Origin of the sequence: Micromonospora sp. NPDC005299, from assembly GCF_042872345.1 — a bacterium.
In the GTDB taxonomy this organism is placed as follows: Bacteria; Actinomycetota; Actinomycetes; order Mycobacteriales; family Micromonosporaceae; genus Micromonospora.
In genome coordinates this window covers 177,231-192,367 of the sequence record NZ_JBIAKG010000005.1, presented here as the reverse complement: position 1 = coordinate 192,367, position 15,137 = coordinate 177,231, and the positions used below count along the sequence as shown (strand labels likewise).

The following is a 15,137-nucleotide window of genomic DNA, read 5'->3' as shown; positions in this document are numbered from 1 at the left end:
GATCGGCCGCGCAACTGGAAGGAAGCAAGTGGTCATCATGCGTGCGGACGTCCTCGTCGTCGGGGGCGGACTGGGCGGCGTCGCCGCGGCGCTCGCCGCGGCCCGGTCCGGCCGGTCCGTCATCCTGACCGAGGAGTTCGACTGGCTCGGCGGGCAACTCACCAGCCAAGCCGTCCCGCCGGACGAACACTCCTGGATCGAGCAGTTCGGCGCCACCGCCAGCTACCGGGCGCTGCGCAACGGCATCCGCGACTACTACCGTCGCCACTACCCGCTGACCGAACGCTCCCGGGCCTGGACCGACCTCAACCCCGGTGCGGGTTGGGTGAGCCGGCTCTGCCACGAGCCGCGGGTGGCCGTCGCCGTCCTCGAACAGATGCTCGCCCCGTACCTCGGTTCGGGCCGGCTGCGGGTGCTGCAGCCGTACCGGCCGGTCGCCGCGGAGACCGACGGGGACCGGGTGACCGGCGTGACGCTGGCGCACCGCGACCGGGACGAGCGGATCGACGTGGTCGCGCCGTACGTCCTGGACGCCACCGAGACCGGCGAGCTGCTGCCGCTGACGGGCACCGAGTACGTCACCGGGTTCGAGTCGCAGGCGGAGACCGGTGAGCCGAGCGCCCCGGCCGAGGCCCAGCCGATGAACATGCAGGCGGTGTCCGTCTGCTTCGCCATCGACCATGTCGACGGCGACCACACCATCGACCGGCCCGCGGGGTACGACTTCTGGCGCGACTACAAGCCCGACTTCTGGGGTGACCGGCTGCTGTCCTGGAAGTCGCCGCACCCGCGCACGCTGGAGATCGTCGAGCGCAGCTTCACCCCCAACCCGGACGACGACCCGTTGAGCGTCAACGCCGATCAACGCGTCAACCCTGGTGACGGCAACCTGTGGACGTTCCGGCGGATCGCCGCCCGGCGCAACTTCACCGACGGCGCGTACGGCAGCGACATCACGCTGGTCAACTGGCCGATGATCGACTACTTCGAGGGTCCGGTCATCGACGTGCCGAATGCGTCATGGCACCTGGCAAAGGCCCGCGAGCTGTCGTACTCGGTGCTCTACTGGCTGCAGACGGAGGCGCCCCGACCGGACGGCGGCACCGGCTTCCCCGGCCTGCGGCTGCGCGGCGACGTGACCGGCAGCGCCGACGGCCTGGCCCAGGCCCCGTACATCCGCGAGTCCCGCCGGATCCGGGCCGAGTACACCGTCGCCGAGCAGGACCTGTCGCTGGTGGTCCGGGGCGACCACGGCGCGGTCAGCTACCCGGACGCGGTGGGCGTGGGCATGTACCGGATCGACCTGCACCCGTCGACGGGCGGCGACAACTACATCGACGTGGGCTCCTGCCCGTTCGAGATTCCGCTCGGCGCGCTGATCCCCCGGCGGATGGAGAACCTGCTGCCGGCCGGCAAGAACATCGGCACCACCCACGTCACCAACGGCAGCTACCGGCTGCACCCGGTCGAGTGGAACGTCGGCGAGGTCGCCGGCCTGCTCGCCGATTTCTGTCTGGCGCGGGGCGAGTCCCCGCGTGCGGTCCGCAACACCCCCCGTCTGCTGGCCGACTTCCAGGACCGCCTCACCGCGGCCGGCGTGGAACAGCGCTGGCCGCGGATCGCGGGCTACTGAACACACCCCCGATGAGGAGAAGATTGTGAGAGCAGGAAAGGCTTTGCGCGGCGTCGCCGTGGCGCTGGCCGGCGCACTCGCCCTGACCGCCTGCGGCGGCGGTGGCGAGGCCGCCGACAGCGGTCCGGCGAAGCTGCGGATGACCGTCTGGTCGGCCAACGAGGCGCACCTCAAGCTGTTCAACGAGATCGCCGACGAGTACCGCAAGAGCCACCCGGACGTGGCCGAGATCAAGTTCGATCCGCTGCCGTTCGACACCTACACCACGACCCTGACCACCCAGATCGCCGGCGGGAACGCGCCCGACCTCGCGTGGGTGTTCGAGAACTCCGCCCCTGATTTCGTCGCCTCGGGCGCGCTGCTGCCGCTGGACGACACGCTCAAGAAGGCCGAGGGCTACCAGTACGAGGACCTCTCCCCCGCCACCCTCAAGCTCTGGCAGAACGACGGGAAGCTGTACGCGTACCCCTTCTCCACCTCGCCGTTCGGGGTCTTCGTCAACACCGACATGGTCAAGAAGGCCGGGCAGAAGACGCCGGCCGAGCTGATCGCGGCCGGGCAGTGGACCTGGGACAACGCCCTGGCCACCGCCGCGGCGGCGGGGGCGAAGTCCGGCAAGGCGGGCCTGGTCATCCGGGACTTCGACTACAAGGGCTGGGACAACCTGTCCACCTTCTGGACCGGGTGGGGTGCCCAGGCCTGGAGCGAGGACGGCAAGACCTGCGGCTTCAACAGCCCGGAGATGGTCGACGCGATGACCACCCTGCACAAGGCCACCTTCACCCAGAAGGCGCTGCCCGGTCCGGGCACGACCGCCGACTTCTTCGCCGGTGACTCGGCCATGACGATCACCCAGATCTCCCGTGCCTCGCTGCTGAAGGACGGCGGCTTCGGGTGGGACCTGGTGCCGCTGCCGGCCGGGCCGAAGGGGAACTACGCGGTGGTCGGCCAGGCCGGCCTCGGGGTGATGAAGAAGAGCCCGCACGCCAAGCAGGCGGCCGACTTCCTGGCCTTCTTCACCAACTCCACGAACTCGGCGAAGCTCGCCCAGTTCTTCCCGCCGCCCCGGCAGTCGCAGCTGACCGCCGAGACGCTCGCCAAGACGAACCCGAAGCTCAAGCCGGAGCAGCTGCAGAAGGTCGTCATCGACGGCATCACCAACGGCGTGGTCAAGCCCAGCCACGCCGGACAGGCCGAGCTGAGCCAGCAGGTCCGCGCCGGCCTCGACCCGCTGTGGCAGCCGAACGCGGACGTCAAGGCCGTCCTCGACGGCGTCTGCGCCAAGATCCAGCCGCTGCTGGCGAAGTAAGGCCAACGATCATGACCCAGACGGACACCAGGGTGGGCTCGGCTGCTGCCGGGCCCACCCCGGGCCCGGCCCGGCCGTTCTGGACCAGCCGCCGCCGGGACCAGCTCACCGGTTATGTGTTCATCGCCCCGCAACTGCTCGGCAGCGCCGTCTTCGTGATCCTGCCGCTGATCCTCGTGGTCTGGTACAGCCTGCACGAGTGGAACGTGCTCGCCGGGACCTTCGACTTCGTCGGCACCGACAACTACACGGCTCTCGCCGATGATCCGAACCTCGGCGGGGTGCTGCGCGCCACCGGGCTGTTCTCGGTCGGCCTGGTGGTGCTCAACCTCGGTGTGGCGTTGCTGCTGGCCGTCCTGCTGAACCAGAGGCTGCGGGGCACGATCCTGTTCCGCACGCTGTTCTTCTCCCCCGTGGTGGTCTCCCTGGTTGCGTGGACCATCGTCTGGGGCTTCCTGCTCCAGGACAACGGTGGGATCAACGGGCTGCTCGACACCATCGGCGTGGACGGGCCGAACTGGCTGCGCGGCGAGGGCACCGCCATGGTGTCCGTGATCGTCGTGCAGGTGTTCAAGAACGTCGGCCTGAACATGGTGCTGTTCCTGGCCGCCCTGCAGGGCGTGCCGGCCGAGCTGTACGAGGCCGCGGAGGTCGACGGGGCGAGCCGGCTGCGCCAGTTCTGGCGGATCACCGTGCCGCTGATCAGCCCGACGATCCTGCTCACCTCGATCATCACCGTGGTCGGGTCGCTGCAGGTCTTCGCGCAGATCGCGGTGCTCACCCAGGGCGGACCCGGCACGTCGACGACGGTGCTCGTCTACTACCTGTACCAGCAGGCCTTCCAGTTCCATCACTTCGGCTACGGCGCCACGCTGTCGATCCTGCTGTTCGTCATCGTGCTCGCCCTCACCGTGCTGCAGTGGCAGATGCGCAAGAGGTGGGTCTTCCATGAGTCGTGACCTGTCCCGGCGGACCAAGCTGGTGCTCTACGGGGTGCTGCTGGTCCTGGCGATCCCGTTCGTCTTCCCGACGTGGTGGATGGTCACCTCGTCGCTGAAGCCGGTGGCGGACATCTTCGCCTTCCCGCCGCAGCTCCTGCCGACCCACCCGCGGCTCGACGCCTACCAGCGGGTGTTCGAGTTGCAGCCGTTCGGGCAGCAGTACCTGAACAGCCTCTACATCGCGCTGGTCGTCACGGTCGGCACCATGGCTGTGTCGGCGCTGGCGGGATACGCCTTCGCGCGCATCCGGTTCCGCGGCCAGAACGTGTTGTTCCTGGTCGTCCTCGCGGGTCTGCTCATTCCCAGCGAGGTGACGATCGTGCCGCTGTTCCAGATGTTCTTCAAGCTCGGCCTGGTCAACACCCACTGGCCGCTGATCCTGGTGCCGATCTTCGGCGCGCCCAGCGTGCTGGCGACGTTCATCATGCGGCAGTTCTTCATCAGCCTCCCCGGTGAGCTGGAGGAGGCGGCCCGCGTCGACGGGCTGGGCCGCTTCGCCACCTTCTGGCGGATCGCCCTGCCGCTGTCGCGGCCGGCGCTGGGCGCGGTGGCCATCTTCACCTTCCTGCACAGCTGGAACCTCTACCTGGAACCGATCGTGTTCCTCTCCTCCCCGGAGAAGTTCACCCTGCCCCAGGCGCTCACCCAGTTCGTCGACGCCTACGGCGGCCCGATGTGGGACGTCCAGATGGCCGCGGCGTCGATGACCGCGCTGCCCGTCCTGGTGGTCTTCGTCATCGCGCAGAAGCAGTTCGTCGAGGGTCTCGCGCACACCGGCCTCAAGGGATGACGACACCGGTGGTCGGCATCGACATCGGCGGCACCAAGACGGCGGCCGCGCTGGTCGGCCCGGGCGGGCAGGTGCTGCAGCGCCGCGAGGTGCCCACGCCCGCCCGGTCCGGGCCCGAGGCCGTGCTGGACGCCGCCGCCCGGCTGGCCACCGACCTGCTCGGCGCGACCACCGGGCCGGTGGGGGTGGGCACCGCCGGCACGGTCGATCCCACGACCGGCAGCATCCGGTACGCCACCGACAGCCTGCCCGGCTGGACCGGTACCCCGGTCGCCGACGCGCTGGCCGCCCGGCTGGGTCGACCCGTGCGGGTCACCAACGACGTGAACGCCGCCGCGCTGGGCGAATGCTGGGCCGGCGCCGGACGGGACCGCGCTCACGTGCTGCTGGTGGCCGTCGGCACCGGGCTGGGCGGGGCGGTCGTCCGGAACGGCCGCGTCGAGGCCGGTGCCCGCGGCGCCGCCGGCGAGGTCGGGCATCTGCCGGCCCCGGGCGCCGAACGGCTGCGGTGCGGGTGCGGCCGGTTAGGCCATCTGGAGGCGATCGCCTCCGGCAGCGGGCTGTCCGCGGCGTACTCCATCGAGACCGGCACCCGCGTCACCGGGCGGACCGTGGCGGACCGCGCCGCGGCCGGGGACGGGGTCGCCGAGCGGGTCGTGGACCGGGCCGGAACCGTCCTCGGCGCGGCCCTGGCGGGGCTGGCGGCTCTGCTCGATCCGGATGCCGTCCTGGTGGCCGGTGGGGCGGCCGGCGCCCTGCTGCCCGCCGCGTCGGCGGCCTACTCGGCCGAGTTGCCCGCGGGCTGGGCCGACATTCCGCTGCTGCCCGCCGCGCTGGGCGCCGACGCCGTCGTGGTCGGCGCCGCCCGGCTGGCCATCGACACACGCGACATCGAAAGGACCACCGGGTGAACGTGCTCGACGACCTGGCCGGCGGGCTGGTGGTGTCCTGCCAACCCCTGCCCGACGAGCCTGACGACCCGATGCGGGACCCGTACGTCCAGGCCCGGGTGGCGGCCGCGGTCGTACGCGGCGGCGCGGTCGCGGTCCGGGTCAACGGACCGGACGACGTCGCCGCGGTACGCGCCGCCGTCGACGCTCCGCTGATCGGGCTGTACAAGCACGGCACCGAGGGCGTCTTCATCACCCCGACCGCGGCCCACGCGCTCGAAGTGGCGCTGGCCGGGGCGGACATCATCGCCGTCGACGCCACCGACCGCCCCCGACCGGACGGACGCCCCTTCGCCGACACGGTCCGCGTGATCCGCGAACGGACCGACGCGCTGATCCTGGCCGACGTCTCCACCGCGGCCGAGGGCGTCGCCGCCGTCGAGGCCGGCGCGGACGCCGTCGCGACCACACTGTCCGGCTACACCCCGGCCAGCCCACCGACTGACGGGCCCGACCTCGGGCTCGTGGCGCGACTCGTCGCCCAGCTGTCCGTGCCGGTGATCGCCGAAGGGCGCTACCGCACCACGGAACAGATCGGCCGGGCCTTCGAGGCGGGTGCGCACGCGGTGGTGATGGGCAACGCCGTCACCTCACCGCTGTGGATCACCCGCCGGCTCGTGCCGGCCACCCCCCGCGCGGCGAGCGCGCCCAGATAACAGGGAGTGCAGATGAGAAGACGTACCCTCCTGGCCACCGGCATGGCCGGGCTGGCCACCGTGGCCATCGGCCGGCCCGCCTTCGCCGGTCCCGCCGAGCGGCAGCTGACCGTGGCGCTGGTGCCGCTGGACGACCGGCCGGTCAACACCTACGCCCCGCAGATGACCGCGGCGAGCGCTGGAGCCCAGGTGCAGCTGCCGCCGCGGGAACTGCTGGGCCGCTTCTTCACCCCCGGCGACGGGGCCGCCATCGCCCGCTGGCTCGGCACCACCGACGGCGTCGACGGGTACGTGATCTCGGTCAGCATGCTCGCCTACGGCGGCCTGATCGCCTCCCGCACCGCCGCCCCGACCCTGGCCGCCGCCCTGGAGAACCTGGCCGCCATCCGGAGCCTGCGCGCGACCCGGCCGGGCGCGGTGATCGAGGTACACGACACCATCCAGCGCCTCGCCGTCACCAGCACCGGCACGGAGCTGGACAAGTACCGCGACCGGTTGGTCAGCTGGGCGAAGCTCTACGACCAGGTGGTGAACCTCGGGCAGGAGGAGCTGCGGGCCCAGCTCGACGCCGTCCGGGCGCAGATCCCCGATCAGGTCGTCGAGGACTATCTCGCCGCGCGGGCCCGCAACCACCAGGTCAACCGGCTGATGGTCGAGTGGGTCGCCGACGGCACCATCAGCCACCTCGTGCTCTCCGAGGACGACACCGCGCCGGTCGGCCTGGCCCGGGCCGAGCGGGTGGAGCTGGAGGCGCTCGTCGCCCACCTCGGCGTCGGCGACCGGGTGGAGATCTTCCCCGGCGCCGACGAGGTCGACGCGCTGCTGGTCGCGCGGGTGATCGCCGCCGGCACGGCGCCCACCTACCGCGTGGTGTACGCGGGCGTCTCGGGCGAGAGCTGGACCGCCCAACTGGAGGGCATCCCGTTCGCGGAGAACATCCGCCGGCACGTGGCCGCCGTGGGGGGACGGGTCGTCGGCGGCGACGCGGACATCGTGCTCGCCGTGAACACCCCCTCGGCGGCGCCCGCACAGCGGGCCGCCGACCTGGACGCCTTCGTCGGGCGGATCGGCGAGCTGCTGGCCGCCGGCACCCCGGTCATCGTGGTGGATCCGCTGATCGTGAACAAGGCGGACCACGAGCTGGTCGCCCGGATGGAGAGCGGCCTGGATCTCGCGGCGCTGCTGTCGTACTCGGGGTGGAACACCGGCGGCAACGCCCTCGGCCTGGCGCTCGGGCACGGCACCGCCCGGTGGGCGTATCTCCGCTCCTCGGGCAGCGGGTTCGGCGTGCCCGAGCTGCAGGGGCCCGGCCAGGCGCACGCCGAGTACCTGCTCTACCGGTTCGTCAAGGACGACCCGTGGAAGAACATCGTGCAGGTCGAGGCGTACGCGCACGCGCGGGCGCAGGGCTGGGACCCGCTCGCGCTCACCCCCGAGCAGAAGAGCTACTTCGACGGCTGGGTGCGCGAACGGCTGGTGCCGCTGACCGAGCGGTACTTCGCCGACCACTTCGCGGGGCACCGCATTGTGCTGGGCCGGCGGGGCGCGAGGACGTTCACGGCGACCCTGGCGCGCTTCGAGTCGGCGCGGGTCGAGCTGCCGTGGGACCGGCTCTTCGAGGTGATTCTGGAGCCCCGGCTGCGGCTGTCCTGACCGGACGACCGGTCGCGCCGGGCTTGACCCGCCGGCGCGACCGGCGCCGTGCTTGTGGATTCGCGAGGGGGTGTCAGGGCGTCGCTTCGATGATGCGCAGGTCGCGGTCGGCGCCGTCGCCGAGCGCCCGCAGCGCCTCCTGGTAGGCAGAGGTCTCGTGGGCGGCGAGCGCGGCGTCGACGCTGTCGAACTCGATCAGCGTCGTGCGCTCCAGCACGCCGGACTCGAACGCGTACGACGGCAGGCCACGCGCCAGGAACGTGCCGCCGGCGGCGCGCAGCGCCGGCCCCGCCAGCTCCGCGTATGCGGCGACCTTCTCGTCGTCGGTGATGGACCGGTAGGTGGTGATCCAGTAGGCCTTCGGCACCGTCGCTGACTCCCGCTCATCCGGATGGGCGTTCCCCTGCTGGACTGCCCTACGAAGCGTAACGGTCGCCGGAGGGCGCTCGGTCACGGCTCGGCCCGGTCCACCGGCCGGCGACGAGCCGATCGGACGGGTCGCCGCGCGGACCGGGATCGGCTCGACCGCCAACCTGCGGCACACCTTCCGACGGGAACTCGGAATCTCACCCCAGGCGTACCGCGCCACGTTTCGTGCGCGGCGGACACCGGCCGGGACACCGGACCGGTGAAGACACCGCCGGCCGGGTCCCGTGGTCGGGTGGCGCGACGGGCTGACGTGCTCGCGGCGTTCGACCGCGACACCATCTCCGGCGCCCTTGATGCCATGGCATTGCGCTGCATGGCGACGGCGACCGGCCGGAGTACCGCTGCATCTACCCAGCCCAGGACCCGGTGTCACCCGGCATGGCGACAATGCCGCCGGTGTAGACCAGCCAGCCGGAGAGGCCGAGCAGCTGGACCCGCTGCCAGGCGCCCAGCGCTGCGTCCGGGTGGGTCAGCTCGACCAGCGTGCCGGCCGTGCCCACCAGCAGCACCGCGGCGACCGCCAGCCCCCAGCGGAACGACGCGCGGCGATCGCGCCGGCCCAGCAGCAGCGCAAGCAGTGAGGCCAGCGCGGCGGCGATCGCCACCGACGAGCTGACCGAGTGCGCCTGGTCCCGCCAGGACAGCGCGCCCAGCTCCGCCAGCCGGGCACAGCGCGCGTCGGCCGAGGGCGCGCAGTCCATCGAGCTCACCGTGCCGTCCAAGGCGGTGGCCGCGCCGAAGGCGACCAGCCCCCACCAGGCCCACCGCAGCCAGCCCCCGGCCCGCCGGGCCAGCGCCAACCCGGTCGCCGAGGCGAGCGCTCCGACGGCCAGGTCACCCAGGCCGAACACCAGGTGGTACGGCTGGTCCCGTGCGGCCAACTCGCTGGCGTAGCCGTCGAGGAGGCCGAACGCCGGGTTCAGCAGCGGCCCGATCAGCCACGACGAGTAGAGGACTCCGGCCAGCCCGAGCGCCAGCCCCGGCAGCGCCCGAGCCCGGCCAACCCGGCTCACGAGGACTCGCGGACCAGCGGGAAGGGCAGCGTCTCCCGGATCGACCCGCCGGTCAGCAGCATCAGCAGCCGGTCCACGCCCAGGCCGAGACCGCCGGTGGGCGGCATGGCGTATTCCAGCGCGGTGAGGAAGTCCTCGTCCAGCTCCATCGCCTCGGGGTCGCCACCGGCCGCCTTCAACGACTGCGCGGTGAGCCGGCGCCGCTGCTCCGTCGGGTCGACCAGCTCCGAGTACGCGGTGCCCAGCTCCATCCCGAACGCCACCAGGTCCCACCGCTCCGCCAGCCGCGGGTCGTCCCGGTGCTGACGGGCCAACGGCGAGGCGTCGGCCGGGAAGTCCAGGTAGAACGTCGGCGCCTCGGTGCGCGCCTCGACCAGCCGCTCGTACAGCTCCAGCAGCACCGCGCCGCGCTCCCAGCGCGGGTCGTACGCGACCCCGGCGGCGTCGCAGAGCTTGCGCAGGGCGGCCAGGTCGGTGTCGGCGGAGACCTCCTCGCCGAGCGCCGCGGAGACCGCCTCGTTGACCGTACGGACCGGCCACTCGCCCCCGACGTCCACGGTCTCGCCCGTCCCGGGGCGGCGCACGACCGGCGCCCCGTGCACCGCGACCGCCGCGGCGACGATCAGCTCCCGGGCCAGCTCGCGCATCACGTGGTAGTCCGCGTACGCCTGGTACGCCTCCAGCACCGTGAACTCCGGGTTGTGGCTGTGGTCGACGCCCTCGTTACGGAACGCCCGGCCCAGCTCGTACACCCGCTCCATCCCGCCCACGGCCAGCCGCTTCAAATACAGCTCGGGGGCGATCCGCAGGCTCAGCCGCAGGTCGTACGCGTTGCTGTGGGTGAGGAACGGGCGGGCGTTCGCGCCGCCGTGCACCCGCTGCAGGATCGGCGTCTCCACCTCCAGGAAATCCCGATCGGCCAGGGAGCGCCGCAGGCTGTGCAGGACGGCGCCGCGGGCCCGCAGCAGGTCCCGCGCCGCCGGATCGATGGCGAGGTCGAGGTAGCGCTGCCGGACCCGGGCCTCCGGGTCGGCCAGCCCGTGGTGCTTGTCCGGCAGCGGGCGCAGGCACTTGGCGGTCAGCCGCCAGTCGGCCACCCGCACCGACACCTCGCCGCGCCGGGTCGCGTAAACCTCGCCGGTGGCGCCGAGGTGGTCGCCGATGTCGACGGTGGCACGCCACCGGTCCAGGTCGTCCTCCAGCATCACCTGCAGGTCGCCGCTGCCGTCCCGGATCGTCGCGAAGCAGATGTGCCCGTGGTCGCGGACCAGCAACACCCGGCCGGCCACGGACACCGTCTCCCCGGTGCCGGTGTCCGGCGCCAGCCCGGCGTGCCGTGCCCGCACCGCAGCGCAGCCGTCGGTCCGCGCGAAGCCCACCGGGTACGGGTCGACGCCCTCGGCGCGCAGCCGGTCCAGCTTCGCCAGGCGTACCCGGCTCTGCTCGGGGAGGTGCACCGCAGCCGGCTCCGGCGGCACGGCCCGGACCGTCGCGGCGGCTGGCGGCACGTAGCCCACCCCGCCGCCGGCCGGCGGCACGCCGTGCAGCGGTGTGGGCCGCCCGCCCGGCAGGGCGACGAAGCCCTCGGCGACCGCCGCGGCGAGGCCCACCCGGGCCAACTCCCGGCGCTCCGCGAAGCACAGGTAGCGCGGCGTCCAGTGCGGCTGGTACTTGGCGTTGGAGAGGTACAGCGACTCCAGCTGCCACCAGCGGGAGAAGAACAGCAGGGTGTGCCGCCAGAGCCGGATGACCGGACCGGCGCCGATCCTGGCACCTTGCTCGAAGACCGACCGGAACACCGCGAAGTTCAGCGACACCCGTTCGACGCCGAGCCGGGGTGCCGCGCCCATCAGCGCCGCGACCAGGAACTCCGTGATCCCGTTCTCGGCCGACCGGTCCCGGCGCATCAGATCCAGCGAGAGCCCGTCGGCACCCCACGGGCTCAGCGACAGCAGCGCCCGCACCCGGCCGCCCGCGTCCCGCGCCTCGACCAGCACGCAGTCGCCGTCGGCCGGGTCGCCGAGCCGGCCCAGCGCCATCGAGAAGCCCCGCTCGTGTTCGGTGTCCCGCCAGGCGGTGGCCAGCGTGGCCAGCCCGGACAGCTCCGCCGCCGGAATATCCGCGTGCCGGCGCACCCGGGCCGTGTAGCCGGCCCGCTCCACCCGGTGCACGGCCTGGCGGACCGGGCGCATGTCCCGCCCGTCCAGGTCGAACTCGCGGGCCAGCAGGATCGCCTCGTCGCCCAGGTGCAGCACCTTCAGCCCGTGCCGGTGATACGCCTTCGCGCCCGCCTCGCTGGTGCCCATCACCGCCGGGGTCCACGCGTACGCGCGGGCCTGGTCGAGCCACGCCTCGATGGCCGGCCCCCACGCCTCCGGGTCCCCCACCGGGTCCCCGCTGGCCAGGCTGACGCCGTTGACCACCCGGTAGGTGACCGCCGCCTTGCCGCTGGCCGAGAAGATCGCCGCCTTGTCCCGGCGGGTGGCGAAGTAGCCGAGCGAGTCCCGCCCGCCGTGCCGGGCGAGCAGTTCCCGGATCCGCTCCTCCTCGTCCGGGTGCAGCACGGCGGCGGCCCGCTGCGACCGGAGCAGGGTGAACAGGCCGGCCACGAAGGCGATCGCGCCGAAGCCACCGAGCAGCAGGTTGACCCAGCCGGACGCCTGCCCCTGCCGGGTGACGTCCAGGGTGATGGCGCCGCCGAACACCTTCTCGATGGCGTAGCCGAGCCGGTCCACCCAGGTTCGCAGGCTGCCCGGCTCGATGAGCAGCAGCAGGTAGCCAAGCCCGACCGCGACTGCCGCCAGCCCGAGGAAGACGCCCAGGGCGCGTCGCGTGCTGCCGCTGCGCACCCGGGCGTAGAACTCCCGTCGGGCGGCCAGCAGCAGGGCCAGCGCCCCGGCGGCGAAGGCGATGCCGACCCACACCCCGACCGTCTCCACCGAGTTGAACAGCCGCTCCCCGGCGTCGTCGGTGAGGTCGTTGCTGCCGACCACCAGCAGCAGCACGCCGGCCAGCACGCCGACGGCCAGGCTGAGGGTGAAGTAGACGACCAGCACCCAGTACGCCAGCCGCTTGCGGCGCAGCACCGCCGAGGCGAGGGTGCCGAGGAAGACCGCGTACGCCAGGTTCGCCGGGGCGGGCAGCAGCAGGGCGTCGATGGCGGTGCGGACCGGCTGGATATCGGAGCGGATGGCGCTGCTCAGCGCGGCCAGCGCGCAGACCACCGCGATCACCCAAAGCAGCGTGGCGAAGGCCCGGGGCACCTGGCGTCGCCAGTCCCGGTCGGCGCGTCGGGCGTCCGCCACCGTCCGCGATGCGGTGCTCGGGGTCAACGTGGCCTCCCTCGTGCCGGTGACGCCCGGCGTCGACCAGCCTCATCGTAGCCACGCCCGCCGTCGGGCCCGCTGCGAAGCACCCCGTCCCCGACCGACACGCCAGGCCAGGCGTTTCCACGCGCCGACACGGTGGAGCAGCCCCACACGGGGTGTGAAGAGGCCGGGGTGGGTGGCTCAGCCGGGAGGGCCTGCGAGAACGCGCTGCCGCGCATCGTCGACTCCACCGCGCCACCAGCCCATGGCTTCGATCCACCAGGTCAGTCCGGCGGCGGCGTACGGCGAGATGACCTCGGGGGCGTTGTGCGGCGACGTCCAACCCTCAAGCCCGACCTCGAAGCCATCCAGCGATCCCCGCTCTGAAGCGACGAACTGTACGGCGGCGGCGAAGTCCTCGACCGGCACGGGAACAGTCCTGCCCGCGTCGGCAAACGTCGCTACCACCCCATCCCAGCGGGCAGCGCGGCGGAAACCGGGTCGGTTGGGCCACCGGCCAGCGCACCAGACGGGTATGCGCGGTTGTTGTACAGGTGTCGGCAGCATGCGTACCCGCTCGCCGGATGGCATGGGCACGTCTTGGCCGGACCACAGGTCCGTGAGCTGAGTCAAGGACTCGTCGAGCCGTCTCCCGCGGCCTCGCAGGTCGGGATTTTCGCCGAAGGCGGCGTACTCGATGTCCATCGAGCCGATGCCCGCGCCAAAGACGAGCCGGCCGGCGGAGAGGGTGTCCAGGGTGACGGTCTCCCGAGCCACGGTCTGCACCCGACGTCTGGGTAGGGCGGTCATCAGCACGCCGAGCCGGATACGCGATGTCCGGGCCGCGATCGCGGAGGCGACCACGACCGAGTTCATCAGCGGCCAGTCCGCTTGGTGGTACAGCACGTGATCCCACAGGAAGACGCCGTCCCAGCCCTGCTCCTCAGCCGCGACGGCCAGATCGACGAGTATCCGGGCGTCAGCGAAAGGTCCGACATTCGGCAGACCGACAGCGTAGCGAGGCACCCCGCTAACCCTAGTTAGCTATCGATCTCACCGACAGCCCGGCATGACTCCACAACCACGCCGACAGCCGGCATGCCCGTCACGTGCCCGATCCGGTCAAGAGGTTACCCGTCCCGACACGGCCGCAGTTCTCACCAGAGAGGGTCAGTCCGGGCCGTCTCTGGGCCTTCTGGGCCGTGGCCGGGCGGGTCAAGCCCGACGGACGAGTCGATCTGTACCCGGATCAGGGCCGCACGATACTGGGCACGTGCTGGCAGATGAGGAGTACGAGCGGGTGCTCAGTAAGGCGCGGCAGAGGGTGGCAGGCGGAGAGGGCTTGGACGCGACGATCGCGTTCATGCGCAGGGAAGGGTTCTGGATCATCCCCTGCATCAAGGCGGTCCGTACCTTGCGGGGCGTCAGCCTTGGTGAGGCGAAGGATCTGGTCCACCTCAGTCCAGCGTTCGTGGATCAGCGGGAGGCGCACGACGCCTTCCATGACGTTGCAGAGCAGTCGCTTGAGCTTGAAGACTCTTGACGGTCGATCCGACGATTTGTCCACCGCTTGGGCAGTTGCCTGGACTTCGGCGGACCCGAGGACGGCGCCGCGCGAGGTAACCGAGCATCGCCCGCTCGCTGCTGACATGGTGGTTACTGGCTGACGGAGCGTGTGAGCGGCGGATCGGTGAACGACATCAGTGGGGAGTCGTCGTACCCGATCACGGAGATGTCCTCGGGCGCAGACAGGCCCTCGGCCCGAGCCGCTCGCACGGCTCCCAGCGCCACCAGATCGGAACAACAGACAAGGGCGGTGGCACCCAGCCGCGCCGCTGCTGCGTGACCGGCCTCAGCGGTGAACCACGGTGCGACTACGACCATCTCCTTCAGCCCTCTGGCGTGCATGGCTTCCAGGTATCCGTTGAGCTTTCCCTGCGCCGGCATGTAGCGCTCTGGTCCACTGACCATGCCGATGCGCCGATGCGCGAGCGAAGCCAGATGCGACACCGCACGCCGTCCTGCGGTGTCGTCGTTGCACGAGACGAATGCCGCAGCGACGTCGGGCAGGTAGCCGTTCATGAGGACCATCGGCAAGGAGCGGCCGACGAGCTCGCGGTAGCGGTCGACGGTGGTGTCCGCGTGGAGCCCTGAGACGAAGATGATCCCGGAGGCTCCCTGTTGCAGCAGCGTCTCCACATGTTTGCTCTCACTCGGTCCGCCAAGGGTGAGGGTGAGCAACGCCGGGGTGTGGCCGTGCCGGGCCAGCGCCGCCTCGATGGCCCGGACAAACAATGAGAAGACCGGGTTGTCCAGTTCGGGCGTGAAGGGCCGACGGCGATGGGTGAAGGTCCGGCAGGCGGACGAGCCACCGTTGGCACCATTACGCGACATC

Annotated in this window: 14 protein-coding genes; 9 read left to right on the top strand and 5 right to left on the bottom strand. The window is 71.9% G+C overall.

The window, feature by feature from the left end; all coding sequences use genetic code 11:
- Positions 1-37: 37 nt before the first annotated feature.
- From ACFYPD_RS16745 to ACFYPD_RS16715, 7 genes are read left to right on the top strand one after another with little or no spacing between them, the layout of a single operon-like run.
- Positions 38-1,633 carry an FAD-dependent oxidoreductase gene (locus tag ACFYPD_RS16745; protein ID WP_387113742.1) on the top strand — a complete coding sequence of 532 codons (1,596 nt, stop codon included), beginning with the start codon at positions 38-40 and terminating at the stop codon, positions 1,631-1,633.
- A 25-nt stretch (positions 1,634-1,658) separates the two neighbouring features.
- Entirely contained in the window at positions 1,659-2,942 is a 1,284-nt protein-coding gene (locus tag ACFYPD_RS16740; RefSeq protein ID WP_387113740.1) for an ABC transporter substrate-binding protein, read from the top strand.
- Positions 2,943-2,953: 11 nt separating this feature from the next.
- Entirely contained in the window at positions 2,954-3,901 is a 948-nt protein-coding gene (locus ACFYPD_RS16735; RefSeq protein WP_387113738.1) for a carbohydrate ABC transporter permease, read from the top strand.
- Positions 3,891-4,733, top strand: coding sequence for a carbohydrate ABC transporter permease (locus ACFYPD_RS16730; RefSeq protein ID WP_387113736.1), 843 nt, complete (start codon positions 3,891-3,893; stop codon positions 4,731-4,733). Before ACFYPD_RS16735 ends, ACFYPD_RS16730 begins: the two co-directional genes overlap by 11 nt.
- Positions 4,730-5,644 carry an ROK family protein gene (locus ACFYPD_RS16725; protein WP_387113734.1) on the top strand — a complete coding sequence of 305 codons (915 nt, stop codon included), beginning with the start codon at positions 4,730-4,732 and terminating at the stop codon, positions 5,642-5,644. Before ACFYPD_RS16730 ends, ACFYPD_RS16725 begins: the two co-directional genes overlap by 4 nt.
- A complete protein-coding gene (locus ACFYPD_RS16720) occupies positions 5,641-6,339 on the top strand; it encodes an N-acetylmannosamine-6-phosphate 2-epimerase (RefSeq protein ID WP_387113732.1) in 699 nt (232 codons plus the stop codon). Before ACFYPD_RS16725 ends, ACFYPD_RS16720 begins: the two co-directional genes overlap by 4 nt.
- A 12-nt stretch (positions 6,340-6,351) precedes the next feature.
- Positions 6,352-7,992, top strand: coding sequence for a DUF4127 family protein (locus ACFYPD_RS16715; RefSeq protein WP_387113730.1), 1,641 nt, complete (start codon positions 6,352-6,354; stop codon positions 7,990-7,992).
- A 73-nt stretch (positions 7,993-8,065) separates the two neighbouring features.
- On the opposite strand, the gene ACFYPD_RS16710 is transcribed toward ACFYPD_RS16715, so the two are convergent.
- Positions 8,066-8,359 (bottom strand): DUF1330 domain-containing protein, encoded by a 294-nt coding sequence (locus ACFYPD_RS16710; protein ID WP_387113728.1) that lies wholly within the window; start codon positions 8,357-8,359, stop codon positions 8,066-8,068.
- Positions 8,360-8,480: 121 nt separating this feature from the next.
- Between ACFYPD_RS16710 and ACFYPD_RS16705 the strand changes: the two genes are divergently transcribed.
- Complete coding sequence (locus tag ACFYPD_RS16705; protein ID WP_387114378.1) at positions 8,481-8,624, top strand: hypothetical protein; 144 nt, start codon at positions 8,481-8,483, stop codon at positions 8,622-8,624.
- Positions 8,625-8,768: 144 nt separating this feature from the next.
- Here the strand turns inward: ACFYPD_RS16705 and ACFYPD_RS16700 are convergent, their stop codons facing one another.
- The 3 genes from ACFYPD_RS16700 to ACFYPD_RS16690 all read right to left on the bottom strand — a co-directional run bounded on the left by ACFYPD_RS16700 (position 8,769) and on the right by ACFYPD_RS16690 (position 13,768).
- Positions 8,769-9,434 (bottom strand): DUF998 domain-containing protein, encoded by a 666-nt coding sequence (locus tag ACFYPD_RS16700; protein WP_387113726.1) that lies wholly within the window; start codon positions 9,432-9,434, stop codon positions 8,769-8,771.
- Positions 9,431-12,766, bottom strand: a complete 3,336-nt coding sequence (gene lysX / locus ACFYPD_RS16695; RefSeq protein WP_387113724.1) for a bifunctional lysylphosphatidylglycerol synthetase/lysine--tRNA ligase LysX — start codon at positions 12,764-12,766, stop codon at positions 9,431-9,433. The genes ACFYPD_RS16700 and lysX overlap by 4 nt, the downstream gene beginning before the upstream one ends.
- A gap of 177 nt (positions 12,767-12,943) precedes the next feature.
- Positions 12,944-13,768: an LLM class flavin-dependent oxidoreductase gene (locus ACFYPD_RS16690; RefSeq protein ID WP_387113722.1), complete on the bottom strand. Its 825-nt coding sequence runs from the start codon at positions 13,766-13,768 to the stop codon at positions 12,944-12,946.
- Positions 13,769-14,015: 247 nt separating this feature from the next.
- Between ACFYPD_RS16690 and ACFYPD_RS16685 the strand changes: the two genes are divergently transcribed.
- Positions 14,016-14,285 (top strand): hypothetical protein, encoded by a 270-nt coding sequence (locus ACFYPD_RS16685; protein ID WP_387113720.1) that lies wholly within the window; start codon positions 14,016-14,018, stop codon positions 14,283-14,285.
- Between the two features lie 113 nt (positions 14,286-14,398).
- Here ACFYPD_RS16685 and ACFYPD_RS16680 read toward each other — a convergent pair whose 3' ends face one another.
- Positions 14,399-15,136, bottom strand: a complete 738-nt coding sequence (locus ACFYPD_RS16680; RefSeq protein WP_387113718.1) for a substrate-binding domain-containing protein — start codon at positions 15,134-15,136, stop codon at positions 14,399-14,401.
- Position 15,137: the final 1 nt, after the last annotated feature.